We start from the raw sequence: 26,879 nt of genomic DNA, 5'->3' as shown, positions 1-26,879 counted from the left end.
TGGTCGGCCAGGCGAGTGACAGATCGTCCTCGGTCAGCGGGTCTCGCCCGTGGCCCAGAAGTAGGTCAGGGGTGCGCCGTTCACCAGGTGGTCGCCGATCACCCGCTGCTGGAACACGACCGGGTTGTGCGACGACAGGGTCCGAGCGTTCCGCCAGTGCCGGTCGAGTGCACGGTCCCGATCGGTCGCGCTCGCACCGCCGACCTCGAACAGCGTCGTCGTCGCACGCAGGACGACCTCGACGACGGTCCCCTGCACCGCGATCGTCCGGAGCTCGGCGGCGTCGACGAGCGCGTCGAGGTCCGTGCCCGGCTCGCCGTCCACGATCGCGTCGTGCGCCGTGTCGATGGCCGCTGCGGCGTTCAGCACGAGGGCCTCTGCGGCGACGGCGTCCGATGCGATGCGTCCGACGACGGACTGCACGAGCGGGTCGGACGCCGCGGTCCGGCCGACCCCGTGCTGGTAGTGCCGGGTCCGGGAGCGCACGAACGCCGCAGCGTCGCGGGCTGCCGCGGCGCCGACCCCCGCGAGCGAGGCGAGCAGCACGGTCTGCAGGAACGCCGGCAGTACGGTACGTCGCTCGGCACGCTCGGGTCGGAGCTGCCAGAGCTCGACCCGCACACCGTCGAACGTCGTGGTGCCGCTCCCGGTCAGGCGCTGCCCGAAGCCGTTCCAGTCGTCGTGGACCTCGACGTCCGGGTCGTCCACCCGCACGGTGACCCCGACGGTGTGGCCGTCCGGCGTCTGCGCGGTGACGGTGGTCCAGTCCGCGAAGATCGTGCCCGTGCTGTAGTGCTTCTGGCCGTGCAGACGCCAGCCGTCGCCGTCCGGGACGATGTGCGTCGACAGGGAACCGACGGCCGCTGTGGAGCGTTCGTGACTGGCGTTGCCGAACACCTCGCCGGCGGCGATCCGCGTGAACCACTCGTCGCGGCGGACGACGTCCGGGTCGAGCAGCAGCTCCTCGACGAAGGCGAAGTGCGCCCGGAGCAGCTGCGGGATGTTCGAGTCGGCCTCGGCGAGCCGGATGAGCAGGGTGAACAGGTCCGATGCCGAAGCACCGGCACCGCCCGCGGCGACCGGGACGGTGACGGCCGTGAACCCCGCGTCCGCGAGCCACTTGACCTGCTCGTGCGGCAGCGTGCGGTGCTGCTCGCGGTCCACGGCGCCGTCCGCGATCCGGGCGAACACCGGTGCGAAGCGCTCCAGCAGCGAGGTCCGGGTCGGGAGTGTGGTGATGGTCATGGTTCCTCCTGCGGGTTCCGGTGGATGCTGACGCCGGGGACCGCGTCGAGCAGCCCCTGCGTGTACGGGTCGCGCGGGGAGCGGAAGACCTGGTCGGCCGGCCCCTCCTCGACGACACGACCGTCGCGCAGCACGAGCACGCGGTCGCTGACGTGGTGGATCACCCCGAGGTCGTGGGAGATGAAGAGCGCGGCGGTGCCGTACTCCTGGCGGATGTCCGCGAGGAGGTCGAGCACCTGCGCCTGGACGGAGACGTCGAGGGCGCTGACGGCCTCGTCGAGGACTAGCACGTCGGGGTCGGTGGCGAGCGCCCGGGCGATGGCCACGCGCTGCCGCTGCCCGCCGGACAGCGTCGAGGGGTGCCGGCGTGCGATCCCCACGTCGAGCCCCACGCCCGTGAGCAGTTCCGCCACGCGCGCCTGGTCCCGATCGCCGCGCAGGACTTCGGGCTCAGCGACAGTTCTCGCGTCGGGGCGCACGTGAACTGTCGCTGAGCCCGGAACCTGCGCGTGTCGACGGGCGGCGCGGGCGCCGGTCAGCGCGGAGCGGATGAGCTCGCCGACCGTGCGGCGGGGGTCGAACGAGGACAGCGGGTCCTGCGACACCGTGGCGATACGTGGGCGATCGCCGCGACGAGCCCGTTCGGGCAGCGCCGACCACGGGCGCCCCTCGAACGTGACCGTCCCCGACGAGGGCGGGGTCAGCGCGAGGGCGATCGCCGCGGTCGTGGACTTCCCGGAGCCGGACTCCCCCACGATGCCGAGCGTCTCGCCCGCGCGGAGCTCGAACGACACGTCGTCGACCACGGTCCGCACGACCCGGTCGGGCCCCCGGTAGCGCTTGGTCACGTGCGACACCGACAACACGACGGAGCCGGCCACGGGCACCGGACGCGATGCCGGCCGCGGTGCGAGGGTCGCACGGGGAGCGTCCGACAGCCGGGCTCCCGGTGCGTGTGCGGACGGGATCGCCGCGAGCAGCCGCTTCGTGTACGGGTGCTGCGGGTCGCCGAGCACGGCGCCGACGGGCCCCTGCTCGACGACGACCCCGTGCTGCATCACCACGACGTCGTCCGCGAGCTGCTCGACGACGCCGAGGTCGTGGCTGATGAGCACGAGCCCGGTCCCGCCGGCACGGAGCTCGTCGAGGAGCGCCAGGATCTGCGCCTGCACGGTGGTGTCGAGCGCGGTCGTCGGCTCGTCGGCGATGAGCACCGCCGGGTCGAGGGCGATCGCGGCGGCGATGAGCGCACGCTGCCGGAGCCCGCCGGACAACTCCGACGGCAGCTGACGGGCCCGCAGCGACGGCGAGGGGATCCCGACGCGCTCGAGCAGCGAGAGCACCTGCCGCTCGCGCTCGGCCCGCGGTCCGACCCCGTGCACACGGAGCGCGTCGGCGACGGACGCACCGACCTTGCGGAGCGGGTCGAGGGAGACCAGTGCGTCCTGCAGCACGTAGCCGACCTGCTTCCCGCGGACCTTCCGCCACGCGCCGTCGGACAGGTCCCGGAGGTCCTGGCCACCGAGCGACAGGGCCGAGGCCGTGGTCGTCGCAGTGGTCCCGTTCAGCCCGAGCAACGACCGGGCGGTGACGCTCTTGCCGGAGCCGGACTCGCCGACGATCGCCACGCAGCGGCCGGCCTCGAGCGTGAACGAGACGTCCTGCACGACGGTGCGGTCGCCGAAGGCGACGGACAGGTTCCGGACGTCGACGACCGGCGCTGAGCCCTGGACGACTGACGTGGCGGACGTGAGCGAGTCTGCGGTGGTCACCGGGGGCCTCCAGGCTGGGTCAGGGTCTGCACGGCGCGACCGACGGCGGTCAGCGACAGGGCGAGCAGCACGATCACGACACCGGGCCAGAAGTCGAGCCACCACGCCTGCTGCAGGTAGTTGCGGCCGGCGTTGAGCATCGCGCCCCACTCCGGCGCCGGGGGCTGCACGCCCATGCCGAGGAACCCGAGCGCCGACGCCCAGACGATCGCCTGCCCGATGCCGAGCGTGACCAGGACGGTGAGCGGCCGGAACGCGTTCGGCAGCAGCGTGCGGAACAGCACGTGAGCCGAGGAGTGTCCGAGTGCCCGCTCCGCCTGCACGTACGGCGCACCACGGACGGCGAGCACCTGCCCGCGGACCATCCGTGCGTACCCGGGGATGGTCGCGATGCCGACGGCGAGGATCTGCGTCCCCGCACTCGACCCGAACACGGCGATCAGGATGAGCGCGAGGAGGATTCCCGGGAACGCGTAGAGCACCTCGATCACGCGGGTCACGACGGCGTCGACGGCACGGCCGCCGAGCCCGCCGAGGACCCCGAGCAGCACGGCCCCCGCGAGTCCGAGCGAGGTCGCCCCGACGCCGATCAGGACCGACTGGCCGGCGCCGTGCACGACCCGCGAGTAGACGTCGCGGCCGGACTGGTCGGTCCCGAACACGTGCTGCGCGCTGGGTGCGTCGAAGCTCTTGCCGAGGTCGATGGCGAGCGGGTCCTGCGGCGCGAGCAGGGACGGCCAGAGGGCCGCCACCGCGACGAGCGCGATGAACGCTGCGGCCAGCCAGAACGAGACGCGGCGCAACGGGTGGGAGGCTCTGCGCACCTTGGTCGCGCCGGTGGCGGTCGGGACCGGTGCCGGCCCCAGGGCCGTCGGTTCGCTGGGTGCGATCGTTGCGGTGGTCATGCTGCGGCTCCCGTCGTGCGGCGCAGTCGTGGGTCGATCACGACGTACGCGATGTCGGTGAGGATGTTCGCCACGACGTAGACGAGCGCCACGACGAAGGTGATGCCGATCACGAGCGGCAGGTCCTGCGCGCTCACGGCCGTGACCAGGACCTGCCCGATGCCCTGGCGGGCGAAGACGACCTCGGCGATGACGGCGCCGGAGACGAGCGAGCCGAGGCCCCAGCCGGACAGCGTCACGCCGGGGAGCGCCGCGTGCCGGAGCACGTACTTCCCGCGGATGGCGCGCTCGGACAGGCCCCGACTGCGGGCGGAGAGGACGAACGGCTGCTGCTGCTTGTCCTCGAACTCGTCGCGGGTGACCTGCCCGAGGAACCCGGCGAGCGGGATCGCCAGCGTCAGGGCGGGCAGGACGATGCCGAGCGGACCGGAGCCGATGACCGGGAACCAGTGCAGCTGCACCGCGAAGACCAGGAGCAGCACGAGGCCGAGCCAGAACTGCGGGAGCCCCGCGGCGACGGTCTCGACGACGGAGCCGAGGCGTCCGACGATGCCCGGGCGACCGGCGGTGAGGAGCGTCGACGCGATCGAGAGCAGCCACGCGATGACGAGCGCGGACACCGTCAGCGCCAGGGTCGGGCCGATCTGCCCCGCGATGACGCTCGTGACGGACTGCTTCAGCGTGTAGGACTCCCCGAAGTCGAGTCGGAACAGCCCGCCGAGGAAGTCGCCGTACTGCGCGATGAGCGGCCGGTCGAAGCCGTACTGCTCGGTGACCGCGGCGACCGCCTCCTTCGTGGGGTGTGCAGCGGCGCCGCCGAGGATCGCGACCGCGGGGTCGCCGGGCACGGCGTGCTCGAGGAAGAACACGATCGTGCCGACGGCGAGGAGCAGGACCACCGCCTCGACGATGCGTCGTGCGACTCGGATGACCATCACTTGCCTCCGTCGATCAGGTAGGCGTCGGAGAGGACGGGTTCGCCCTCGCTGGGTTCGATCCACACGCCGCCGACGCGGTCGGAGATGCCGAGGCGGGTCTGGATCGGGTAGAGCGGCAGCGTCCAGGCCTCCGACGACAGTCGCTTCTGGGCCGCCGAGTAGTACCTCGCCTGCTCGGCCGGGTCGGTCGTCGCCGTGCCCGCGATGAGCAGCCGGTCGAGCTCGTCGTCGTACGCGAACGCCGAGTTCTGGCCGTTGTCGACGTCGTAGGTCGCCTTCGAGTACTTGATGTACATCACGTGCGGCGTCGGGCTGTTCCAGTAGTTCCCGAGCAGGTCGTACGCCTTCGGGTTGCCCCACACCGCGTTCATCGAGGACGAGTCCAGCGCCTGCAGCACGACCTTGACCCCGACGCGCTTCTCCATCGCCTGGATGTCCTGCAGGATCGTGACGTCGGCCGGCGGGGTCTCCGCGGAGTCGGCGTTGTACGGCAACTTCACCGTCAGCGTCTCGCCGTCCTTGGTCCGGTAGCCGTCCGCGTCGCGTCCGGTCCAGCCGGCCTCGTCGAGGAGCCGCTTCGCCTCGGCCGGGTCGTACGGGAAGGGCTCGTGGTACGCCGCGTCGTAGTGCGGCGTCCCCGAGGAGACGTTGTTCCCCTCGTAGGGGAACACCCCGTTGTAGGCGCTCTCCACGGCTTCCTTCGCGTCCGAGGCGTGCACGAACGCCTTCCGGACCCGGATGTCGCTGAAGACCGTGCTCTTCGTGTTGATGTCGAGGCTGAACGGCGCTCCAGAGTGCACGAACGACTGCAGTTCGATCGAGGGGTCCGACTTCGCCAGACCCTCGCTCTCCGGCGGGACGTTGAAGATGACGTCCGCTTCGCCCGAGCTGAGCGCGCCGTACCGCGTGGTGTTGTCCTTGAGGAACTTCCACGTGATGCCGTCGAGGTAGGCGGGACCCTGGTGCTTCGCATCAGCCGGGGCGCTGTTGTAGGCGTCGTTCCGGACGAGCTCGACGTCCCGCTCGTGGTTCCACGCCACGACCTTGAACGGCCCCGTGCCGACCGGCGACTCGCAGTTCGCGGCGAGCCCCCGCGCCATGGCCTTCGGCGACTCCATGCCGAAGAACGCCTGCGACAGTGCGGCGAGGAGCGGCGAGTACGGCCGCTTCAGGGTGATCCGCACGACGTGGTCGCTGATCGCGGTGGCCTTGTCGAAGTACCCGGTCAGGTAGAGCAGGTCGGTCGAGGACTGCGTCGCCGGGTCGAGGATCTGCGTGAAGTTGTCCACGACTGCCTGGGCGTCGAACGGGGTGCCGTCGGTGAACTCCACGCCCTGCTTCAGCGTGAAGTCGTACTGCGTGCCGTCGTCCGAGATCGTCCAGCTCGACGCGAGCCACGGCTTGACCGAGCCGTCCTGCTGCAGCGACACGAGCGAGTCCAGGTACTGCCGGGCGATGTACGTCTGCGGCATGTCCCCGGAGTTGTGGGGGTCGAGGCACGTCGGCTCACGGTCCGTCGCGTAGACGAGGTTCCCGCCGCGCACCGGCCCGGTGTCGCGGGTCGCCGAGGCAGCGCCGGCGGAGCAGCCGGCGAGGAGCACCACGGTCGCGGCGGCAGCGGCGAGCGCCGCGGTAGCGCGCTTCCGCACGGAGCGCCGTGCGGTGTCGGATCGGGTCATGTCGAGGACCGTAGGCAGCCCGGCGGGGTCGGGTCGAGCCTCCCGTCTTCCGTCGCAACGGACCGTCACACGGCGTCGCGGACCGCGGGAGGGCGTGTCACGGAACGTCACGTCCGCGCGGACCGAACGGGAGGCTCGTCACGGTTCGTCACCCGCGTCACGTCGGGACGTGGTCGCCCATATCGTGTCGGCCATGGAGCAGCGGACCATGGGGCGGACGGGTGCGCCCGTCAGCGCGCTGACGCTCGGCACGCGGGCCATCGCGGGCGTCGCGGAGCGGGACGTGGACGGTGCGGTGGACCTCGTGCAGGAGGGCCTCGGCCGTGGCGTCACCGCGATCGACGTGTCGGACGCGCACGGATCCGGGCTCGCGGAGTCCGTCGTCGGCGCCGCGCTCGCCGGCCGCCGCGACGACGTCTTCGTGTCGGTGCGGTTCGGCGACCCCGTCGACGAGGACCCCGCGCACCGGGGATCCGGCCGGCGGTGGATGTTCCGCGCGGTCGAGCGGAGCCTCGAACGGCTCGGCACCGACGTCATCGACCTCTACCAGCCCGCGCGGCCCGACCCTGCGACGTCCCTCGACGAGACCCTCGACGCGCTCGCCGACCTCGTCGCGCAGGGCAAGATCCGCAGCTTCGGCATCCCCGGGTTCCCCGCCGAGGAGCTCGTCGAGGCGCAGTGGCTCCGCTCCGGCGCGAAGAGTGCGACCGCGACGCACGTGCCCTACTCGATCCTGACCAGGACGGCCGAGCGCACCGTGTTCCCCGTCGCCAGGCGCTTCGGGCTCGGGGTGCTCGCGGGGGCGCCGCTCGCCGGCGGGTGGCTCGCCGGCGCCTACCGGGACGGCACGGTGCAACCCCGGTCGCCGCACGCCGTCGAGCAGCCCGACGTGTACGACATCGGGTCGCCGCAGAACCGGCGGAAGCTCGCGGTCGCCGATCGACTCGGGAGCCTGGCGGACGAGGCCGGGTTGACGCTCCTCGAGCTGTCGATCGGGTTCGCGCTGACGCACCCGGACGTGGCCTCGGTGGTGATCGGGCCGCGGACGGTGTCGCACGTGGACGCGTACGCGCAGGCGGCCGAGGTCGTGCTCGACGACGACGTCCTCGACGCGGTGGACGCCATCGTGCCGCCGGGGACGCACGTGCTCGAGCGGGACACGGGGTTCCCGCTGCCGGCGCTCACGCGCGAGCGGCTCCGTGGCCGCGTGGTCGCGCGGTCGATTCGTGCGTAGGGGGTCGGTCGGTCGGAGTCGGTCGAATCGCGCGTAGGGGGTCGAATCGCGCGTAGGTGGCCCGATTTTCCGACCTCCTACGCGCGATTCGACTTCCCATCGCGGGCGTTGTGGGCAGGAACGCCCACCGGGTCAGCGGTAGGCGACGGTCGACAGTGCGGCATGCGCCACCATGACCGGCAGTGCTGCTGCGTGCGGCAGACGCGCCGCGGCACGCTCGAGTCCGCCGAGGACCGCGTCGAGCGGCATCCGTGCAGCGGGGATGGCGGCAGGTCGAGTGGTCGCGGCGACTGCGGTCATGGTGGGCTCCTCGTGGTGTGGACTCCCTGGCGAGTCCGAATACACATAACATATTAGATACTTCATAGTCGATCAAGTGTTATGCGAACTTGGGGGTTCCGAGCAGATTCCGAGAAGCGACGGCGTGGTCCGCGCGCGAGCCTCGACGCAACGACGAGGAAGGGCCGACCATGGCACGGACGACGAAGACCGAGGGCACGTTCACGGACGAGGAACGCGCTGCGATGACGGAGTACGCCGCCGAGAAGCGCACCGCACGGACCCGCACGGGGACCAAGGCGGAGAAGGCGGCGGCCGAGGCGCAGGCAGTCGTCGACAAGATCGCCGAGATGCCCTCGCCGGACCGGGAGCTCGCGGAGCGCATCCACCGCATCGCGCTCGAGGCCGCGCCCGAGCTCGCCCCGCGCCTCTGGTACGGGATGCCCGCGTACGCCAAGGACGGCAAGGTGGTGTTCTTCTTCCAGGACGCCGCGAAGTTCAAGGCGCGCTACGCGACACTCGGCTTCCAGGACCCCGCGCAGCTCGACGACGGGTCGTTCTGGCCGACGTCGTGGGCGATCACGCCGGCGTTCAGCGCTGCCGACGAGGCGACGGTGGCCGACCTGATCCGCCGAGCGGTCGCCTGACGCGACCAGCAACGAGAGGGAGGCTCGTGGCGGCGCCCCACGAGCCTCCCGTCCGTCAGATCCGTAGGATCTCGACCATGGTCGAGATCCCGCGTCCGAAACCCACTGACCTGCTGACGATCGGCGAGGTCGTGGCGCGCACCGGGGTGGCAGCGTCGGCGCTGCACTTCTACGAACGCAAGGGCCTGATCCACCCGGAGCGGACCGACGGCGGGACCCGGCTGTACCCGCGACACACGGAACGACGGATCGCGATCATCCAGGTGGCGAAACGGCTCGGCATCCCGCTGAGCGAGGTCGCCGAGCAGTTCGCGACCCTGCCGGAGGACCGGATGCCGTCGCTCCGGGACTGGAACCGGCTGAACGAACGGTGGCGTGCACGACTCCGGGCCCGGCAGCTGGAACTCGAACGCCTGCAGCAGGAGATGACGCAGTGCATCGGGTGCGGCTGCGTCTCGCTGAACGCCTGCCTGGTGATGAACCCGGGCGACGCGCTCGCTGCCGAGGGGCACGGCGCCCGTCGACTCCTGCCCATCGAGGACGAGGAGCCGTCAGCCCCGTAGCCCGCCGTCGAGCCGGGTGAGCAGGGCGAGGGCATCCCGCACGCCGCCGTCGTCGCCACCGAGGGCGTTCCGTAGCTTGGCGGCCCAGTGGGCGCGCAGGATCGCGATGTTCTCCGCCGCCCGCTCGGTCGGGAACAGCTGGACCAGACGTGCGTCGGCCGGATCCACGCGACGGTCGACCATGCCCTTCGCGACGAGGGAGCGGAGGGCCGCGCTGAGGTTGCTCCGATGGAGTGCGGTGGCCTCCGCGGTCGCGCTCGGTGAGGTGCCCGCGTGCGTGTCGATCCAGCGCATCACGAGCGCCTCGGTCCCGGTGAGCGGCACGATGTCGAGCGCCGGGGTGCCGTGCGGGTCGATCTCGCGGGAGATCCGGAGCACGGCCTCGGCCAGCTCGGCCAGCACGTCATCGGTCACCGGTCGTCCCATGGGCAGCACTGTAGCGCCCGCGCACCGGGGTTATGCATTCACAACCATTGGGTTATGATTTCATAATCATGACGACGGACACCGGATCCATCCGCGCGCACGACGCGACACCCACGACGGCTGCGGCCGCACCCCGACAGCAGGGCATCACCACGGCGCTGCTGCTCGTGCTCGGGCTGCTCAGCGCGGTGGCCCCGTTCGCCACCGACCTGTACCTGCCGGCTTTCCCCGAGATGACGGTCGAGCTGCAGACCTCGGCCACGACCGTCCAGCTCACGCTCACGGCCTTCCTGGTCGGGGTCACCGCGGGGCAGCTCGTCTTCGGGCCGCTCTCCGACCGGTTCGGCCGGGTGCCGCCGCTGATCGCCGGGGCGGTGCTCTGCGTGCTCGCCAGTGCGGCAGCCGTGCTCGCGCCGAACGTCGGCGTGCTCATCGTCGCCCGGCTCCTGCAGGGCCTCGGCGGTGCGGCCGGCATGGTGATCGGCCGTGCGGTCATCTCCGACCTGGCGACCGGCAAGCCCGCAGCGAAGGCGTTCTCGCTCATGATGATCGTCGGCGGCGTCGCCCCGGTCGTCGCGCCCCTGCTCGGTGGGCTGCTCACCGGGCCGATCGGCTGGCGCGGGCTGCTCACCGTCGTGCTCGGCCTGTCGGTCGTCATGCTCGTGGCGGTGCTCGCCGTGATCCGCGAGACCCACCTCCGCTCGCACCGTGCAGCGCTGCGAGCGGCACGGACGTCGTCGGGTTCGCCGGTTCGGGCACTGCGCTCGCGGACGTTCCTCGGCTACACCGCGGTGTTCGGCTTCGCGTTCGCGGTGATGATGGCGTACATCTCGGCGTCACCGTTCCTGTACCAGGACATGATCGGCTTCGGCACGGTCGGCTACGGCATCGCGTTCGGCATCAACGCGTTCGCGCTGATGGGCGTGAGCATCCTGTCCGCCAAGCTCACCGAGACGCGTTCGGTCGTCGGCGTGCTGTCGCTCGGCATCGTGCTGGTGCTCGCGTCGACGGTGGCGTTCGCGGTGCTGGTCGTCACGTCCGCGCCGGTGCTCTTCCTCGCCGTGCCGCTCTTCACCGCGGTCGGCAGCCTCGGACTCGTGCTCGGGAACGCGACGGCCTTGGCACTCGGTGCCGTCCCGTCCGCGGCGGGGAGTGCGTCCGCCGTGCTCGGCGCGCTGCAGTTCGGCCTCGCCGCGCTGGTGTCCCCGCTCGTGAGCATCGGCGGCTCGGCGACCGCGGCGCCCCTGGCGATCGTGATGCTCGTTGCGGCGGTCGTCGCGGTGCTCGCGCTGCTCGTCGCACGCGGCCGGCGCGCGGGCTGACGCTGCGCGGCGCGCGGGCTGACGCTGCGCCGAGATTCGGCCTGAGCGACAGTTCTCGCGCTCCCGGTCGCGAGAGGTGTCGCTCAGCGCGAGACTCGGCCCCCGCCCGTGCCCGCAGCAGGGCGCGCGGGGCGCAAGAACGGGATGCGCGGCATCAGCCAGTCCACCCACACCAGGCGCGCTGCGGGCGCCACGGCGAGCGCCCACCCGACCGAGGCCAGCGCGTCCGTCGGGTAGTGCACCGCGTCGATCGTCACCGAGAACCACACGACGACGACCGCGATCGTCCCGAGCACCACCGCGAGCCGGTGCCACCGGGTGTCCCGCAGCACCCAGCACAGCGCGATCGTGAACGCCACCATGAACACCGTGTGCCCGCTCGGGTACCCGGGGTCCGGCTGCACGGCGAACGGGTGCGGCAGCACGTCGACTGAAGGCCGCGCGCGGTGCACGATCTCCTTCGCCAGGTCCGACGGGATCCAGGTGATCGCGACGACCCCGGCGAACGCCGCAGCCGGCCGGATGTTCCGCTGCAGCGCCCAGATCAGCCCGGTGACGATCGCGGTGACGACGATCGCGGGGCCGGGGCTGATCGCGTGGTAGACCCCGTCCGTGATCGCGCCGAGGAACCCGACGTGCAACGCGTTGAGCGCGCGGGCGATCCCGATGTCGACGGTGCCGAGGAAGAACCCGACGACGGTGATGACGATCACGGCACCGATGGCGATCGCGAGCGTCGTCAGCGGGTACGGCGACCGCACGAGGATGCCGTTCGCGTCGGGCTCCCGGCGTCGGGGGCGGAGCGGCGGCACATCGTCGATCATCCGTCCATCGTCCCAGCAGCACGCGGGACTAGACAGGAGGCGAAGCCGCACCCGCGTGAGAGGACACACATGCCAACCGTCGCCGAGAACATCGTCGCCACCCTCCGCAAGAACGACGTCGAGCGGGTCTACGGGCTCCCCGGCGACTCCCTCAACGGGTTCACCGACGCGCTCCGGAAAGACGGGTCGATCCGGTGGGAGCACGTCCGGCACGAAGAGGCGGCCGCGTTCGCCGCGAGCGCCGAAGCCGCACTCACGGGGAACCTCGCCGTGTGTGCGGGCAGCTGCGGCCCCGGCAACCTGCACCTCGTCAACGGCCTGTACGACGCGAACCGGTCCCGCGTGCCCGTCCTCGCGATCGCCGCACACATCCCGACCGCCGAGATCGGCTCCGGGTACTTCCAGGAGACGCACCCGCAGGAGCTCTTCCGCGAGTGCTCCGTCTACGTCGAGTACGTCGCCGACCCGACGCAGATGCCCCGCCTGCTCGAGATCGCGATGCGTGAGGCGACCGAGAAGCGCGGCGTCGCCGTCCTCGTCATCCCGGGCGACGTGCTCCTCGCCGAGGCGGTCGGCACGCGCGAGACGCGCATCGAGGCCACCACGCCGCGGATCATCCCGAGCGAGGAGGAGCTCCAGCGCACCGCCGAGCTCCTCAACGGCGCCGACAAGGTCACGATCCTGGCCGGCGCGGGCGTCGCCGGTGCCCACGACGAGGTCGTCGCCCTCGCCGAACGCCTGCAGGCACCGATCGTGCACGCGCTCCGCGGCAAGGAGTACATCGAGTACGACAACCCCTACGACGTCGGCATGACCGGGCTCCTCGGCTTCGCGTCCGGGTACCGCGCGATGGAAGACGCCGACGTCGTGCTGATGCTCGGCACCGACTTCCCGTACCAGCAGTTCTTCCCCGCGAAGGCGAAGCACGTGCAGGTCGACATCCGGGGATCGCAGCTCGGCCGCCGGCACCCCGTCGACATCGGGCTCGTGGGGACGGTCAAGGACACCGCGCTCGCCCTCATCCCGCTGCTCGACGGCTCGAAGCCGACGAAGCACCTGCAGGACGCGCTGAAGCACTACCGCAAGACCCGCGAGCGACTCGACGACCTCGCGGTCCCGGCCGGGAAGAAGAAGCCCCTGCACCCGCAGTACGTCGCGAGGGTGCTCGACGAGCTCGCGGCCGACGACGCCGTGTTCATCCCCGACGTCGGCTCCCCCGTCGTGTGGGCATCGCGCTACCTCACCATGAACGGCAGTCGCCGGCTGATCGGCTCGTTCGTGCACGGCACGATGGCGAACGCCGTCCCGCAGGCGATCGGCGCGCAGGCGGCGTTCCCGGACCGGCAGGTGGTCGCGCTCGCGGGCGACGGCGGCCTGGCGATGCTCCTCGGCGAGCTCATCACGATCGTGCAGAACAAGCTGCCGGTGAAGGTCGTCGTGTTCGACAACTCGTCACTGAACTTCGTCGAGCTCGAGATGAAGGCCGCCGGGTTCGTCACGTACGGCACCGAGCTGCAGAACCCGGACTTCGCGGCGGTCGCCGAGGCGGTCGGCATCAAGGGCTTCCGCGTCGACACGTCCGACGACTTCGAGGACGCGATGGCAGCAGCACTCGCCCACGACGGTCCGGCGCTGGTCAGCGTCAAGGTGGACCGGCAGGAGCTGTCGATGCCGCCGGCGGTGACGATGGAGCAGGCGAAGGGCTTCACGCTCTACGCGATCCGGACGGTCATGTCGGGTCGCGGCGACGAGCTGCTGGACCTGGCCTCCACGAACTTCCGGCAGCTGCTCTAGTCGCGACCACCGGACGGACCGGAGGCTCGTGGCGGATCCGCCACGAGCCTCCGGTCCGTCATCTGGTCACCAACCGAGCGGGTGGCCGTCCTCCAGCAGGACGCCGGTCGGGCCCTCCGGGCCCGCGCTGGCGGCTGCCACCACCGTGGCGGCGCTGACCTCGACGGGCCGACCGTGCGGGTTCGGCATCCCGCCGAGCTCGGTCGCGGTGTAGCCGGGCTCGAGCGCGACGAAGTGGACCTCCGGTGCCATCCGGGCGTACTGGACGGTGAGCATCGTCACGGCGGACTTGCTCGCACCGTAGACCGCTGCCTGCACGGTCGACGCGGCGCTCTCGGGGTCGTGCACCGCGGTGAACGAGCCGAGGGCGCTCGAGATGTTCACCACGAGCGGGTTGGCCGAGCGTCGGAGGATCGGGAGCGCTGCCTCGGTGGTGCGGACGATGCCGACGGCGTTGGTGTCGAACACCCGGAGTGCATCGGGACCGTTCAGCCCCCACATCGCGATGCCGGCGTTGTTCACGAGGACGTCGAGGCCACCGTCGGCGTCGACCTGTGCGAACGCGGCGGCGACCGAGGCGTCGTCGGTCACGTCGAGCTGGACGGAGCGTGCGCCGATCTCGGCGGCGACGGCCTCGCCCTGCTGGGCGTTGCGAGCGCCGATCCAGACCGTGTGTCCAGCCTCGACGAGTTGGCGGGCGGTTTCCTTGCCGAGGCCACGGGTGGCTCCGGTCACGAGTGTCGTTGTCATGGCCCCAGCGTCGGTCGTCTGCACTCGGATAGGGAGTCGTCCCGTTGTCGTAGGACCGTCAGGGCCAGGACGGCACATGACGAACGAAGCCCGGCACATCGCATTCCGACGAGCACCGCTTCCGTTCAGCCTCAGGTCGTCGAGATGTCCTTGAAGCCCTGCAGGGTCTGCGGTGGCTGATTCGAGTACTCGGGAATGCCGATATTGCGTCGGAACGTGAGCTGGGTGCCATTCCAAATGCGCGCTTTGGTGTTGTCGCCGAGATTCACCGACCACCAAACCTGCCCGGTTCCGCCATCCGGGACGGATACTGTGATCACATTCGTTGCCATGTCGTCATCCTCTTCTGACTTCGGTGGTTCGAATGGGACGTACGTGCCGTTGTACTCCCAATGCCATGCTTCCGGGTACGACCCTCCGGGTTCTGCCCCGGCAGGGTGTTCCCACCCGTACTTCCCCGCGTTCGCCTTGAGCCACAGGTACGTCGGGTGGTTCCAGTCGAGCCGCCCGATCGTGACGTCGATCGCCAACGCCCAGCCGTGGTTGGAGCTCCCCGGCAGGGCTGCGAGTTCACAGCTGCCCTGACTGCACCAGTAGTCACGGAGTTCCTGCTGCCGTGCGTAGTTGCGGTACGCCTCGGTGATCGGGAGGTTGCCGCCGCGCGCCGCGACGAACGCCTTGTTGAGCGCGACGAGCGCCTGGGTCGCATCGGACCGCAGTCGCTGGGAGGTTGCCCAGGGAATGACGGTCAACGCTTCGAGTGGGATCTTCCCGTTCTCGTACTGCCCCCATCGCCCGACGGCGAGGGCCGGCCGGGCAGTGAACAGCGGAACACCGGCGACCGCGACACCGGCCAACAATCCCATTGCGCCGATCGCAGTACGTCGCGAAATCGGCTGAAGCTGCTTTCCCCCATGCGGCATGGCGACAATCTAGCATCAGCACCGGAGCCGTTGTCAATGCTTTTTCTTCTTGCCGGAAAACGGATTCACCCGGAGTTCATCGAGCCAAGAGGTGGGTCTGACAGGGCCAGGATCCGAGACAGCCCCAGGCGCAGACTGGGGCCGTGGACGAGAACGACTTCGGGAGCACGCTCCGACGCCTGCGGGACCACGTCGCGCCCGATGCGGTCGGCGTGGCCGTGGGGCCGCGGCGTCGAGCGGTGGGGCTCCGGCGCGAGGAGCTCGCCGGCCTCGCCGGGATCTCCGCCGACTACCTGACCCGGCTCGAGCAGGGCCGTGCGACCTCCCCCTCCGCCCAGGTCGTCGAGGCGTTGGCGCGAGCACTCCGGGTGACCGACGCCGACCGGGAGCTGCTGTACCGGCTCGCCGGACACGCCGCTCCCGGGGCGGACGTCGTCCCGACCCGGATCCCGCCGAGCGTGCAGCGGCTGCTCGACCGGCTCGCCGACACCCCGGTCGCCGTCCTCGACGCCGCGGGCAACCTGCTCGTCGCGAACGCCCCGCACGACGCGTTGATGGGGTCGATCTCGGCGTACACCGGGCACGAGCGGAACACCACGTGGCGGCACCTCGTCGGACCGGGCAGCCGCGCGGTGCACACCGATGCCGAACAGGCGGCGTTCGAGGAGTCGCTCGTGGCCGGGCTCCGGATGACGGTGGCTCGGTACCCGCTCGACCGGCAGCTGCAGCAGCTCGTGCGGGACCTCCGGGCGGCGAGCCCTCGGTTCGTGGAGCTGTGGGCGTCGGTGTCGGGGGCACCGGCCGCGCAGGGACGGCGGAAGGTGATCGAGCACCCGCTGGTCGGGCGGATCACGGTCGACTGCGATGCGCTCGTCGTCGCGCCCGAGGACCTCTGCATCCTGGCCTACACGGCCGAGCCGGGGACGGTCGACGCCGAGCGGCTCGCACTGGCCGTCGTGCTCGGGACGCAGTCGCTCGTCGAAGAGGGCTGACCCGGCCCCTGCAAACCACCGGTACGTCCGCTCCGAATCATCTGTGGGCATGACCTGTCCGGACCGTCGAAGCCGACGGCCCAACTCACGAAAGGCCACACGATGACCACGCACGCAACGACCGGTCGCACCGGCTACGGATCCACCTGGACGCAGAAGGGCGCACTCGTCTTCGGCGTCGTCTTCCTCATCGTCGGCATCGCCGGCTTCATCCCCGGCCTGACGATGGACATGGGTTCCATGGCGATGGCCGGACACGGTTCGATGGCTCTGCTCCTGGGCCTGTTCCAGGTGTCGGCCCTGCACAACATCGTCCACCTGCTCTTCGGCGTGGTCGGCCTGATCGCCGCCCGCACCGCCACGGGCGCTCGCCTGTACCTGCTCATCGGCGGCATCGTCTACGCGGTGCTCTTCGTCTACGGGCTCTTCACCGCCGGGATGATGGGCGGGGCGAACTTCGTGCCGCTGAACAGTGCCGACAACGTCCTGCACGCAGTGCTCGCCGTGGCCATGATCGTCCTGGGTGTGGTGCTTCCGCGGGTCGGCGCACGGCGGGCCTGACCCGTCACCTCGCGCGGGTGCCGGCGCTCGTCGTCAGGCGCCCGCGCCACCGTCGACGGGGACGATCGCGCCGGTGACCATCGCCGCCCGGTCGCTCAGGAGCCACGCGGCGACCTCGGCGACCTCCTCCGGCTCGGCCATGCGTCCGAGCGGCACGGACGCGTTGATCTGTTCGGTGATGCCGGGCGTCGCCGTCTCCCAGGCGTCGATCATCTCCGTCGCCGTGCCTCCCGGCGTGATGCCGTTGACGCGGATGTGCTCCGGCGCCCAGGTCACGGCAGCGGTCTCGGTGATGCTGTTGAGCGCCCGCTTCATCGCGCCGTAGGCGGGCAGCGCCGGGTTCGCCCGTCGGCTGCCGATGCTCGACGTGTTCACGATCGCGCCGCCGCCGGACCGCCGCATGAGCGCTGCCTCCGCGGTCATCGCGACCCAGTGCCCGCGGAAGTTCACCGCGAACTGGGTGTCGATGTCCTCGTCCGTCGTGGTGTCGAGGGGCCCGGGCTGCTGGATCGCCGCGCCGTTGTTGAACGCGCCGTCGAGCCGCCCGTGCAGCTCGTCGACCCGGATCACCGCTGCGCGGATGCTGTCGGCGTCCGCGAGGTCGAGTGCGACGGCGTCGGCGGTCCCTCCCGCCGACCGGATGTCGGCGACGACGCCGTCGAGCGCATCGGTGCTGCGTGCCGCGAGCACGACGGCGGCGCCTTCACGGGCGAAGAGCCGGGCGGCGGCGGCACCGATCCCGCGGCTCGCGCCGGTGATGAACAGGACCTTGCCCGTGAGCAGGCCGATGGGAGTGGAGGTGGTCTCGTTGGTCATGCCGACAGCGTCCCGCCGCCCGGAGCGGCGGAGCCAGGTACATCCGGTACCAGGATCCGGTCACGGCTCCGGAGCAGACTCTCGGGCATGGACAAGCAGGAACTCGCCGCGTTCCTCCGGTCACGGCGCGAGCGGCTCCGGCCGGAAGACGTCGGGCTGCCGTCCGGACCACGACGCCGGACGCCAGGGCTCCGGCGCGAAGAGGTGGCGGTCCTCGCCCACATCTCCACGGAGTACTACGTCCGACTGGAGCAGGGCCGTGCGCCACGACCGTCAGCCGAGGTGCTCGCAGGCATCGCCGGTTCGCTCCGCCTGACACCCGCCGAGTCCGAGCACCTCCACCTGCTGGCAGGCACCGCTCCGCTGCACGGTGGGACCGTGCAGCGTGACGTTCGGCCGAGCATCCTCGCGGTGATCGACCGGCTTCCGCAGACCGCCGCGATCGTCATCTCCGCGACGTTCGAGGTGCTGGCGTGGAATCCGCTCGCCGCCGCGCTCATGGAGGACTTCGCCGAACGCACCCCGACCGAGCGGAACCTGGCGCGCAAGGCCTTCCCGGTCGGCGGGGCCCCCGAGCGCACGCCGTACGGGATCTCCGACGGCACGGAGTTCCAGCGGCACGTCGTGATGCAGCTCCGGACGACCCGCGCCCACTACCCGGCGGACGCGTCGGTGACGGACCTCATCGACGAGCTCAGGGGCAACGAGGAGTTCGCCAGGCTCTGGGAGCAGCAGGACGTCGCACCGGCTCCGATGCTCACGAAGACCTTCCACCACCCGATGGTCGGATCGGTGACGGTCGACTGTGACAGTCTCGCGCTCACCGACCACGACCAGTTCCTGGTGCTCTACACCGCTCCGCCGGGGTCGCCGGACGCGGACGCCCTCGCGCTCCTCGGCGTGATCGGCGCGGCCGACGCGGCCGACGCGGCCGACGCGGCCGACGTGCTCGGGGCCGAGGGCGTCCGGTCGGACTGACCCATCAGAACGCCGGCGTGCCCCCGGCGATCGTGATCGTGGAGCCCGACTGGTAGCTCGACTCCGGGCTGACGAGGTGCACGTAGGCGGCACCGAGCTCCGCGGGCTGTCCCGGGCGGCCGAACGGCGAGCTCTCGCCGAAGTGTGACACGGTCTCGGCGTCGTCCGACCCTGGCTGCAGCGGCGTCCACACCGGTCCGGGTGCGACGGAGTTCACGCGGATGCCCTTCGGCGCGAGCTGCTGCGCGACGGCCTCGGTGAAGAGCTTGATCGCACCCTTCGACACCGCGTAGTCGATCTTGTCGGCCGACGGTGTCGACGCCTGGATCGACCCGGTCGTGACGATCGTCGACCCCGGCTCGAGGTGCGGCACGGCGGCCTTCGTCAGCCAGAACAGCGAGTAGATGTTCGTCTTGAACGTCGAGTCGAACATCGACGTGTCGAGCGTCAGGATGTCGTCGTTGCTGTCCATGCGGCCGGCGACCATCACGAGGGTGTCGAGTCCGCCGAGCTCGTCGACGCCCTTCTGGACGAGGTCGATGCAGTACTGCTCGTCGGCGATGTCACCGGGGAAGAGCACGGCGCGACGCCCCTCGCCCTCGAGCAGGTCGCGGACTTCTTCTGCGTCCTCCTGCTCGTCGGGGAGGTACGACAGCACGAGGTCGGCGCCCTCACGCGAGAGCGCGATCGCGGCGGCACGGCCGATCCCGGAGTCCGCGCCGGTGACGATGCCGCGGTACCCGGTCAGGCGTTCCCGCCCGACGTAGCTCTTCTCGCCGTGGTCCGGCTTCGGGTCCATCTTCCACGCGGCACCCGGTAGGGACTGCTCCTGCTTCGGGTACGGCGGTGCGGGGTAGAGGGTGTTGGGATCGCGCTTGTCGTACTGGCTCATGCGTCCAGCGTCCTCACCCGGCCCCGGACGGCCACTCAGGTCAGCGCTTCGCCTCGGCACGCTGCTGGATCACGACCATGACGAGGAACAGGATGCCGACGGCGAGCAGGATCGACGCGGTGATGAACCCGCCACCACCGATCAGCGACGTGACGAGCGCCGCGATGCCGATCGCGGTGAACATGCCGCCGAGCAGCCATCCGGCCTTCACGCTGACGAACCAGCGGGGTCGGCCGGCAGCGTCCGCCTCGCGCTGCTGCCGGTCCTGGTCCTCACGCCAGGCACTGCCGCGGCCGCGCTTCCGGAGCACGAGCGCCCAGAAGACGATCGCCCCGACGCCGAAGACGAGGAAGAACCCGGTCAGTCCCGCGGCCGCGCCGGTCTTCCCCTCCGCCCAGAACGGGATCGTGATGGCGAGCCCCACGACCGCCAGCCCGACGACCAACCACGGTGCGATGTTGCGCGCGTACGACTGGTTCGCACGCCCGACGGCCCGGTCCACCTGCATGAACCGGCGCTCTCGGTCGCTTCGCTCGGACTCGGGCTTGTGCATGATGCGGCCCTCGACGGCGATGAGCACGACGGACACGAGCAGCACGGCTCCGATGACGATCCACACGACCATGGCGAGAAGCTACTCCCGAGAACTCCTCACGCCACGGCGGACCGGGGTACGTCGGGCGGGCACTGAGGCTCTTCCGGTTCGCACCTCGGCACGAACATCGCGCCCCGTCGAGACAGGGCGCGATGTTCGCAGGCGGGCGCAATCCAGCAGACGCGGCTGGCCCTACGCGAGCTCCGCGTCGCGGACGAGCGCCCGCACCTGCGCGGCGGCGCCGAGCGCGACCGCGTCGGACCCGAGCGTGGACTGCTCCACGCGGATGGTCGCCCCGGAAACGGGCGGCTCGGCAGCGATCGCGGCGGAGACCGCCGGGGCGAGCAGGTCCCACGACCGTGCGACCCCGCCCCCGATGACGACCGTCGTCACGTCGAGGATCCCCGCCGTCAGCAGGATCCCCCTGGCGATCCCCCACCCGGCGTCGTCGAACACCGCGCGGGCGTCGACGTCACCGGTGCGGGCAGCGTCGGCGATGGCGTGCACGGGCAGGCGCTGCCCGGTCCGGGCTTCGTAGCGCGATGCCATCCCCCGCGCTGCCGCGATCGTCTCGAGGTGTCCGTGCTGACCGCACGTGCAGAGCTCGTCGCCGAACCCCGGCACGTGCCCGATCTCCCCAGCGGCGCCTCGCGGGCCCCCGAACAGCGCTCCGTCGAGCACGAGCGCGCCGCCGACCCCGGTCCCCAGGGTCATCCCGAGCACGTCGCGTTCTCCCACGACGGCACCGGCAGCGATCTCGCCGAGCAGGAACGCGTTCACGTCGTTGTCGAGCGTCGCCGGGACGCCGAGCGCCGCAGACACCGCACTGGTCACGCCGTAACCGGCCCAGCCGGTGAACGAGTTCCCGGTCACCAGCACGGTCCCCGTGGCCGGGTCGACGACACCGGCAGCGCCGACGCCGACACCCGCAAGGGAGGCCCGGTGCCGGTCGAGCAGGTCCGTCACCGCGCCGAGCGCCGCCGCCACGATCGCCGCCCCACCCGCGTGCGCCGGCGTCGGCAGGTCGACGCGGTCGATCACCTCGAGGGACGGTGTCGCGATGAGCACCTTGGTGTTCGTCCCACCGACGTCGACGCCGGCGAAGACCGCGCTCACGACTCCACCGCCGCGAGGGTCGCGAGCCGCTCGGTCCGACGCTGCCGTTGCAGCACCGGGTCCGGAACCGGGACCGCCGCGAGCAGCCGACGCGTGTAGTCGGTCGTGGGGTGCAGGAGCGTGGTGCCGGTCGTGCCCTGCTCCTCGATCACACCCCGCCGCATCACGACGACCCGCTCGGCGAAGTGCTGCACGACGGCGAGGTCGTGCGACACGAACAGGCACGCGAACCCGAGCTCGCCCTGCAGTTCGGTCAGGACCTCGAGCACCGCCTCCTGCACGCTCACGTCGAGCGCCGATGTCGGTTCGTCGGCGACGAGCAGCCGCGGGTCGAGCACCAGCGCACGGGCGAGGCTGACTCGCTGCCGCTGGCCGCCCGAGAGCTCGCGCGGGGCGCGGTTCGCCAGGGCGCGGGGCAGCCGGACCGCGTCGAGCACCTCGTCGACTCGCTTCCGCCGCTCGCCGGTCGACATCCCACGACGGTGCACGGCCAGCGGCTCCGCGATGCAATCCCCGACCGACATCCGAGCGTCGAGCGAGGCGACGGGGTCCTGCAGGACGACGCCGATCCCGGAGCGCAGCGCACGCCGGTCCCGCCCGCGCGTGCGACGGAGGTCCTCGCCGAACAGGTGCACCGCGCCAGCGGTCGGCTTGATGAGGCCCAGCGCGACCCGCGCTGCCGTGGACTTCCCCGAGCCGGACTCGCCGACCAGGCCGACGGTCTCACCGGCGTGGACCGCGATGTCGATGCCGCTCAGGGCGTGGACGGCCCGCGCCCCGCGCCCGAACGTCACCGAGACGTCCCGCAGGTCGACCACCGGAGCCGAGCCGAGCCTCCCGTCCGTGTCATCGGCCACCTGGACGACCGGGGCCGCTGATCGATCCCGGGCCGCGATCGACTCAGGCGTGTCGAGCCGCGGCACCGCGGCGAGCAGCCGCTTCGTGTACTCGTGCTGCGGGCGGAGCAGGACGTCCTCGACCGGACCCGTCTCGACGATCTCCCCCTGCAGCATCACGGCGACCCGGTCCGCGAAGTCCGCCACGACACCCATGTTGTGCGTGACGAGGAGCACCCCCGTTCCGCTGTCCACCGCGAGCGCACGCAGCAGCTCGAGGATCTCCGCCTGCACGGTGACGTCCAGCGCCGTGGTGGGCTCGTCGGCGATGAGGAGCGCCGGGCTGTTCGCGATCGCCATCGCGATGACGACACGCTGCCGCTGCCCGCCGGAGAGCTGGAACGGGAAGGCGCGGGCACGCGTGGCCGGGTCGGGGATGCCGACCTTGCCGAGGAGCTCGACGGCCTCGGACCGTGCGGCAGCGGCGGGGACGGAGCGGTGGTTCCGGATGACCTCGGCGATCTGCTCCCCCACGCGGGTCAGCGGGTCGAGGGCGGTCGCCGGCTCCTGGAAGACCATCGAGACAGTCCTCCCGCGGAGCCCACGGAGCGCCGGTTCGGTGGCACCGATGACCTCGTGCCCGGCGACGACCGCGCTGCCGGACGCCGTCGCGTTGCCGGAGAGCAGCCCCATCGCGGCGAGCGCGACGGTGGACTTGCCCGAGCCGGACTCCCCGACGAGCGCCAGGGTCTCGCCGGGCGCGACCGACAGGGAGACCCCGCGAACGGCGTCGACCGTGCCGGACTCGGTGCTGAACGAGACCCCGAGGTCGGTGGTCTGCAGAATGGTGTCGGTCATCCCCGGCCCCTCACGTCGAAAGCGTCCCGGAGCCCGTCGCCCACGGCGTTGAACGCGCAGACGACCAGGATCACGGCGAGACCCGGCGGCACGATCAGCCACCACCGCCCCGAGTACGCGGCGGTCAGTCCCGCCGAGAGCATCCCACCCCAGTCCGTCGCCGGCGCCTGCACCCCGAGGCCGAGGTACGAGACGTACGCGACGAGGAGGATCGCGTCGGCGACCTGGAACGTGGCGGCGACGACGATCGTGGACACCGAGTTCGGCAGCAGGTGCTTGCCGATGGCGCGGGCGTGCGAGCCGCCGATCGCGCGGAGGGTGAGCACGTAGTCGCGGTTCTTCAGCGTCAGTGTCTCGGCGCGGATCAGGCGGGAGGGCACGAGCCACGACACCAGACCGAGGATCACGATGAGTCCGCCGACGCCCGGCGTGGTGATCGCCGAGATGACGAGCAGGATGAACAGCGCGGGGATCGCGATGCCGGCATCGACGATGCGCATCATCACCGCGTCCACCCACCCGCCGACGTACCCGGCGACCGAGCCCCACAACGTGCCGACGACCGTGGCGAGGATGCCCGCCGCGATCCCGACCATGAGCGAGACCTTGCCGCCGTACATCAGGCGGCCGAGGACGTCGTGCCCGACGGCGTCCGTGCCGAGCCAGTGCGCGGCGCTCGGGCCGAGGTTGGCCTGGGACAACTGCGTGTGGGTCTGGTCGGTCGGGTACAGGAACGGGCCGACGAAGCAGAACAGCACGATGACGACGATCACGGCGAGACCGATCACGGCGAGGGTGTTGTGCGAGAACCGGCGCGCGGCCAGTCGGAAGCCGGTGGCGGCCACGGAGACGGGGGCTCCGGGCGCCTCGGGTGCGATCTGCACGGTGGTCATGCGCGGTCCGCCTTCACGGTGCGGTAGCGGTACGTGTCGATGCGGGACGTGACGGTCATGCGCGGTCCGCCTTCACACGAGGGTCGATGAGCGACTGGGCGACGTCGGCGAGCAGCGTGCCGATCACCGTCGCGACCGAGATCACGAGGACACAGCCGAGGAGCGTCGGGTAGTCCGAGGACTGCGCCGCGTTCCAGAACAGCAGTCCCATCCCCGGGTAGTTGAACAGCTGCTCGGTGACGAGCGCGCCGCCGAACAGTACCGGCAGGTAGTACCCGAGCATCGCGACGACCGGCGTCAACGAGTTCCGGAACACGTGCCGTCGGAGGATCGTCATCGTCGAGGAGCCGCCGGCGCGGGCCGTGCGCACGTAGTCCTCCTGCAGGTTCTCGAGCGTCGATGCCCGCATGTACCGGCTGAACACCGCGATCATCGCGAGCGCCCCGGTGAGCACCGGCAGCACGAGCCCGGCCGGGTCCTGGAAGACCTCGGCGAGGGTGTTTCCGCTCGGTGCCTGCGACGGCAGCCACGGCAACTGCTGGCTGAACACCACGATGAGGACGAGTCCGAGGAAGAACGCGGGCGTCGAGTAGAAGACGAACGCGAGTGCCGTGACCGTGTAGTCCACCGCACCGTTGCGGCGGGCGGCCTGCCACATGCCGATCGGGATCGCGACGACGAGGCCGAGGACCGCGGAGAGCCCGGTGAGCACCAGGGTCTTCGGCAGACGCTCCTGGATGAGCTGCGAGACGGGTTCGTTGAGCGTGTAGGAGGTCCCGAGGTCGCCGGTGAGCAGCCGCCCGAGGAACCGGAGGTACTGCACGGGCAGCGGCTGGTCGAGCCCCTGCGCCTGGTTGAAGGCCGCGATCTGGACCGGTGTCGCGGAGACGCCGAGCACGCCCCTCGCGGGGCCGCCGGGCAGCGCGTGCAGCAGGCAGAACACGACGATCGTGACGATGAGGATCACCGCGAGCGCCTGGAGCACCCGCCGGGTGAGGTAGAGGACTGTGGTCATGCGGCTTCCGTTGGTCGGTTCCTACGTGAGCGGGACGGGAGGCTCGGTGTGCGCCGGGCGCGCACCGAGCCTCCAGGCCGTGGTCGCGTCAGCGACCTACTTGCTCCACTTCCACTGGGCCGGGTGGAAGTTCGCCAGGGAGTCCTGGTCGAAGCCGGTCAGGCCCTGCTTGACCACCGAGATCTGGTAGTCCGGGCTCGGCAGCCAGATCACCGGCAGGTCCTTCGCGACCGCCGCGCTGTAGTCCTGCACCGCGCTGGAGTCGGTCGACGTGGTGGTCGCGTCGATGAGGTCGTCGACCTGCTTGTTCGAGTAGCTGCCGAAGTTCGCCGAGCCGCCCGTGGAGAAGAGCGCCTCACCGGTCGGGTAGGCCGGGAAGTACCAGCTGCCGGCGGTGCCGAAGAAGGACAGGTCCCAGTCGCAGCTGGCCTCGTCCGAGGTGCACGTCGGGGTCTGCGACAGGACGCTCGACACCGGGGCCGTCTTGATGGTGAAACCGATGCCGGTCTTCGCGAGCGAGGACTGGATCGCGCTCATCATGTTGTCGGTCACGGACGAGCCGGATTGCGAGAGCACCTGCATGGTGAACTTCGTGCCGGCCTCGACGCCGTCGCCGCACTGGCTGGCGCCGGAACCGGCGTCGGTGCAGACCATCGTGCCGCTCTTCTCGGTCCAGCCGTGGCTGGTGAGCAGGGCCTTGGCCTTCGACGTGCTGAACGGGTACGGGTTGTCCTGCTGCGCGCTCGACACGTAGTCGGACTCCTGCGCCTGCGGCACCGGGCCGTAGGTCGGGGTCGCGGTGCCGTTGAAGACGACCTTCGACAGGCTCTTCTGGTCGATCGACATCTGCACGGCCTGGCGTGCGTAGTCCTGCTTGAAGACCGCGCCCATCTTCGGGTTGTTGAAGTTGTACGGCATGTACGTGATCGCCCAACCGGTCCACGGCTTCACGTCGTAGCCCTTCGACGTGAAGGAGTCCTTCTGGTCGAGGTCGGTCGCCTGGATGTAGCCGTAGTCGACCTCACCGGAACGGACCGCGTTCGCTTCGGCGTCTGCGGTGGTGAACGGGAGCAGGTTGACCGTCGTGATCTGCGCCTTCTGGCCGCCGTCGTACTTGGAGTTCGCGACGAGCTGGACCTTGCCGGCGGTGGTGAACGACTTGACCCCGTACGGGCCGCTGATGGTCTTCCAGAGCGGGTCGGAGTCGTAGTCGGCGATCTTGCCGGCGGCGGTGTTGATGGTCTTCCAGACCGCCTTCGCGCCGTCGGTCGTGCGATCGGCGTCCGACACCGATGCCGAGGCGCTGGTCTTGTCCCACGCGTGCTGCGGCAGCGGGACGACGAGGCTCAGCTGGTTGGCGAGCATCCAGTCGGAGTTGTACGCCTTGTCGAACGTGATCGTGAAGTGCGTTTCGTCATCGGCCTTGAACGAGGTCCAGTTGTCCGGGACCTTGCCCTCGGAGTAGGAACCCCACTGGGCCTTGTTCGCCTTGATGAGGTTGAACCAGAACTCGACGTCGCGGCTCGTGATCGGCTTGCCGTCCGACCAGTGCCGGTCGCCGAGGGTCACCGTGACGCTCTTGCCGTCGCTCGCGAAGTCCGCGTCCGTCGCGACCGAGCCCTTCTTGTTCCAGGCGATCTTGCCGGTGGAACCGTCGTACGCGATGAGGGGCTCGTACAGCGACTGCGCGATGGAGCCGTTGTTCGTGTTGAGGTGCGCTGCGGTGCCGATCGGCAGGATCCAGTTCGGCGTGAAGTTCGCCGGGAGCGCGTAGTTGATCTCGTCCGAGTTGGTGTTCGTGGCGGCGGTGCCGCCTCCGGAACAGCCGGCGAGCAGTGCGCTCACCGCGATCGCCGCCCCGGTGAGGAGGGCCCAGCGACGGGGCTTGGTCATGCGGATCTCCTTGTGCGTGGGATTCGGGAGGTGGAGCGTGGGGACAGTCAACGACCAAAGCCCTTGGAAAAACAAACATTTGTTTGTAAATACTTCGTTTCTGCGGTTCGGTCGAAAGGGTCGACCACGCTGT

26 protein-coding genes are annotated in these 26,879 nt (G+C 70.8%); 8 read left to right on the top strand and 18 right to left on the bottom strand.

Annotated features, from left to right (window positions below; translation table 11 throughout):
- Positions 1 to 33: 33 nt before the first annotated feature.
- The 5 genes from ACO0E1_RS13185 to ACO0E1_RS13165 are packed head-to-tail and all read right to left on the bottom strand — an operon-like array spanning position 34 to position 6,539.
- Entirely contained in the window at positions 34 to 1,245 is a 1,212-nt protein-coding gene (locus tag ACO0E1_RS13185; RefSeq protein WP_422874602.1) for an acyl-CoA dehydrogenase family protein, read from the bottom strand.
- On the bottom strand, positions 1,242 to 3,017 hold the full coding sequence (locus tag ACO0E1_RS13180; RefSeq protein ID WP_422874601.1) for a dipeptide ABC transporter ATP-binding protein: 1,776 nt from the start codon (positions 3,015 to 3,017) through the stop codon (positions 1,242 to 1,244). The genes ACO0E1_RS13185 and ACO0E1_RS13180 overlap by 4 nt, the downstream gene beginning before the upstream one ends.
- Positions 3,014 to 3,922, bottom strand: coding sequence for an ABC transporter permease (locus ACO0E1_RS13175; protein WP_422874600.1), 909 nt, complete (start codon positions 3,920 to 3,922; stop codon positions 3,014 to 3,016). The genes ACO0E1_RS13180 and ACO0E1_RS13175 overlap by 4 nt, the downstream gene beginning before the upstream one ends.
- A complete protein-coding gene (locus ACO0E1_RS13170; protein WP_422874599.1) occupies positions 3,919 to 4,857 on the bottom strand; it encodes an ABC transporter permease in 939 nt (312 codons plus the stop codon). Before ACO0E1_RS13170 ends, ACO0E1_RS13175 begins: the two co-directional genes overlap by 4 nt.
- Entirely contained in the window at positions 4,857 to 6,539 is a 1,683-nt protein-coding gene (locus ACO0E1_RS13165; protein WP_422874598.1) for an ABC transporter substrate-binding protein, read from the bottom strand. The genes ACO0E1_RS13170 and ACO0E1_RS13165 overlap by 1 nt, the downstream gene beginning before the upstream one ends.
- A gap of 193 nt (positions 6,540 to 6,732) precedes the next feature.
- On the opposite strand from ACO0E1_RS13165, the gene ACO0E1_RS13160 reads away from it, so the two are divergent.
- Complete coding sequence (locus ACO0E1_RS13160) at positions 6,733 to 7,773, top strand: aldo/keto reductase (RefSeq protein WP_422874597.1); 1,041 nt, start codon at positions 6,733 to 6,735, stop codon at positions 7,771 to 7,773.
- A gap of 132 nt (positions 7,774 to 7,905) precedes the next feature.
- Here ACO0E1_RS13160 and ACO0E1_RS13155 read toward each other — a convergent pair whose 3' ends face one another.
- Positions 7,906 to 8,073 carry a hypothetical protein gene (locus tag ACO0E1_RS13155; protein ID WP_422874596.1) on the bottom strand — a complete coding sequence of 56 codons (168 nt, stop codon included), beginning with the start codon at positions 8,071 to 8,073 and terminating at the stop codon, positions 7,906 to 7,908.
- Positions 8,074 to 8,243: 170 nt separating this feature from the next.
- On the opposite strand from ACO0E1_RS13155, the gene ACO0E1_RS13150 reads away from it, so the two are divergent.
- On the top strand, positions 8,244 to 8,699 hold the full coding sequence (locus tag ACO0E1_RS13150; protein ID WP_422874595.1) for an iron chaperone: 456 nt from the start codon (positions 8,244 to 8,246) through the stop codon (positions 8,697 to 8,699).
- Positions 8,700 to 8,776: 77 nt separating this feature from the next.
- Entirely contained in the window at positions 8,777 to 9,262 is a 486-nt protein-coding gene (soxR, locus tag ACO0E1_RS13145) for a redox-sensitive transcriptional activator SoxR (RefSeq protein WP_422874594.1), read from the top strand.
- On the opposite strand, the gene ACO0E1_RS13140 is transcribed toward soxR, so the two are convergent.
- Positions 9,251 to 9,688 (bottom strand): MarR family winged helix-turn-helix transcriptional regulator, encoded by a 438-nt coding sequence (locus ACO0E1_RS13140; RefSeq protein ID WP_422874593.1) that lies wholly within the window; start codon positions 9,686 to 9,688, stop codon positions 9,251 to 9,253. The genes soxR and ACO0E1_RS13140 overlap by 12 nt on opposite strands.
- A gap of 68 nt (positions 9,689 to 9,756) precedes the next feature.
- On the opposite strand from ACO0E1_RS13140, the gene ACO0E1_RS13135 reads away from it, so the two are divergent.
- On the top strand, positions 9,757 to 11,010 hold the full coding sequence (locus ACO0E1_RS13135) for a multidrug effflux MFS transporter (RefSeq protein ID WP_422874592.1): 1,254 nt from the start codon (positions 9,757 to 9,759) through the stop codon (positions 11,008 to 11,010).
- 83 nt (positions 11,011 to 11,093) lie between these two features.
- Here the strand turns inward: ACO0E1_RS13135 and ACO0E1_RS13130 are convergent, their stop codons facing one another.
- Positions 11,094 to 11,834: a phosphatase PAP2 family protein gene (locus ACO0E1_RS13130; RefSeq protein ID WP_422874591.1), complete on the bottom strand. Its 741-nt coding sequence runs from the start codon at positions 11,832 to 11,834 to the stop codon at positions 11,094 to 11,096.
- Between the two features lie 69 nt (positions 11,835 to 11,903).
- Between ACO0E1_RS13130 and poxB the strand changes: the two genes are divergently transcribed.
- Positions 11,904 to 13,628, top strand: coding sequence for a ubiquinone-dependent pyruvate dehydrogenase (poxB, locus tag ACO0E1_RS13125; protein WP_422874590.1), 1,725 nt, complete (start codon positions 11,904 to 11,906; stop codon positions 13,626 to 13,628).
- 66 nt (positions 13,629 to 13,694) lie between these two features.
- Here the strand turns inward: poxB and ACO0E1_RS13120 are convergent, their stop codons facing one another.
- Together ACO0E1_RS13120 and ACO0E1_RS13115 are read right to left on the bottom strand one after the other, a co-directional pair.
- Positions 13,695 to 14,378 carry an SDR family NAD(P)-dependent oxidoreductase gene (locus tag ACO0E1_RS13120; RefSeq protein ID WP_422874589.1) on the bottom strand — a complete coding sequence of 228 codons (684 nt, stop codon included), beginning with the start codon at positions 14,376 to 14,378 and terminating at the stop codon, positions 13,695 to 13,697.
- Positions 14,379 to 14,509: 131 nt separating this feature from the next.
- Positions 14,510 to 15,301: a M15 family metallopeptidase gene (locus ACO0E1_RS13115; RefSeq protein ID WP_422874588.1), complete on the bottom strand. Its 792-nt coding sequence runs from the start codon at positions 15,299 to 15,301 to the stop codon at positions 14,510 to 14,512.
- Positions 15,302 to 15,444: 143 nt separating this feature from the next.
- Here ACO0E1_RS13115 and ACO0E1_RS13110 point away from each other — a divergent pair, with 143 nt between their 5' ends.
- The gene (locus ACO0E1_RS13110; RefSeq protein ID WP_422874587.1) at positions 15,445 to 16,293 is read left to right on the top strand and encodes a helix-turn-helix transcriptional regulator; all 849 of its coding nucleotides are present in this window, start codon (positions 15,445 to 15,447) and stop codon (positions 16,291 to 16,293) included.
- A gap of 102 nt (positions 16,294 to 16,395) precedes the next feature.
- Positions 16,396 to 16,854 carry a DUF4383 domain-containing protein gene (locus tag ACO0E1_RS13105; RefSeq protein WP_422874586.1) on the top strand — a complete coding sequence of 153 codons (459 nt, stop codon included), beginning with the start codon at positions 16,396 to 16,398 and terminating at the stop codon, positions 16,852 to 16,854.
- A gap of 33 nt (positions 16,855 to 16,887) precedes the next feature.
- Here ACO0E1_RS13105 and ACO0E1_RS13100 read toward each other — a convergent pair whose 3' ends face one another.
- Positions 16,888 to 17,670: an SDR family NAD(P)-dependent oxidoreductase gene (locus ACO0E1_RS13100; RefSeq protein ID WP_422874585.1), complete on the bottom strand. Its 783-nt coding sequence runs from the start codon at positions 17,668 to 17,670 to the stop codon at positions 16,888 to 16,890.
- An 87-nt stretch (positions 17,671 to 17,757) separates the two neighbouring features.
- Here ACO0E1_RS13100 and ACO0E1_RS13095 point away from each other — a divergent pair, with 87 nt between their 5' ends.
- Positions 17,758 to 18,648 carry a helix-turn-helix transcriptional regulator gene (locus tag ACO0E1_RS13095; protein WP_422874584.1) on the top strand — a complete coding sequence of 297 codons (891 nt, stop codon included), beginning with the start codon at positions 17,758 to 17,760 and terminating at the stop codon, positions 18,646 to 18,648.
- A gap of 4 nt (positions 18,649 to 18,652) precedes the next feature.
- Here the strand turns inward: ACO0E1_RS13095 and ACO0E1_RS13090 are convergent, their stop codons facing one another.
- The 7 genes from ACO0E1_RS13090 to ACO0E1_RS13060 all read right to left on the bottom strand — a co-directional run bounded on the left by ACO0E1_RS13090 (position 18,653) and on the right by ACO0E1_RS13060 (position 26,746).
- Positions 18,653 to 19,540, bottom strand: coding sequence for an SDR family oxidoreductase (locus ACO0E1_RS13090; RefSeq protein ID WP_422874583.1), 888 nt, complete (start codon positions 19,538 to 19,540; stop codon positions 18,653 to 18,655).
- Positions 19,541 to 19,580: 40 nt separating this feature from the next.
- Complete coding sequence (locus ACO0E1_RS13085) at positions 19,581 to 20,165, bottom strand: hypothetical protein (RefSeq protein WP_422874582.1); 585 nt, start codon at positions 20,163 to 20,165, stop codon at positions 19,581 to 19,583.
- 162 nt (positions 20,166 to 20,327) lie between these two features.
- Positions 20,328 to 21,251 carry an ROK family protein gene (locus tag ACO0E1_RS13080; protein WP_422874581.1) on the bottom strand — a complete coding sequence of 308 codons (924 nt, stop codon included), beginning with the start codon at positions 21,249 to 21,251 and terminating at the stop codon, positions 20,328 to 20,330.
- Positions 21,248 to 22,945 carry a dipeptide ABC transporter ATP-binding protein gene (locus tag ACO0E1_RS13075; RefSeq protein ID WP_422874580.1) on the bottom strand — a complete coding sequence of 566 codons (1,698 nt, stop codon included), beginning with the start codon at positions 22,943 to 22,945 and terminating at the stop codon, positions 21,248 to 21,250. Before ACO0E1_RS13075 ends, ACO0E1_RS13080 begins: the two co-directional genes overlap by 4 nt.
- Positions 22,942 to 23,838 carry an ABC transporter permease gene (locus ACO0E1_RS13070; protein ID WP_422874579.1) on the bottom strand — a complete coding sequence of 299 codons (897 nt, stop codon included), beginning with the start codon at positions 23,836 to 23,838 and terminating at the stop codon, positions 22,942 to 22,944. The genes ACO0E1_RS13075 and ACO0E1_RS13070 overlap by 4 nt, the downstream gene beginning before the upstream one ends.
- Positions 23,839 to 23,893: 55 nt before the next feature.
- Positions 23,894 to 24,853, bottom strand: a complete 960-nt coding sequence (locus tag ACO0E1_RS13065) for an ABC transporter permease (protein WP_402727778.1) — start codon at positions 24,851 to 24,853, stop codon at positions 23,894 to 23,896.
- Positions 24,854 to 24,949: 96 nt separating this feature from the next.
- Positions 24,950 to 26,746 (bottom strand): peptide ABC transporter substrate-binding protein, encoded by a 1,797-nt coding sequence (locus ACO0E1_RS13060; RefSeq protein WP_422874578.1) that lies wholly within the window; start codon positions 26,744 to 26,746, stop codon positions 24,950 to 24,952.
- Positions 26,747 to 26,879 lie beyond the last annotated feature (133 nt).

Source organism: Curtobacterium guangdongense (assembly GCF_049341845.1).
In the GTDB taxonomy this organism is placed as follows: domain Bacteria; phylum Actinomycetota; class Actinomycetes; order Actinomycetales; family Microbacteriaceae; genus Curtobacterium; species Curtobacterium guangdongense.
This window is presented reverse-complemented; position numbering and strand designations above follow the sequence as displayed.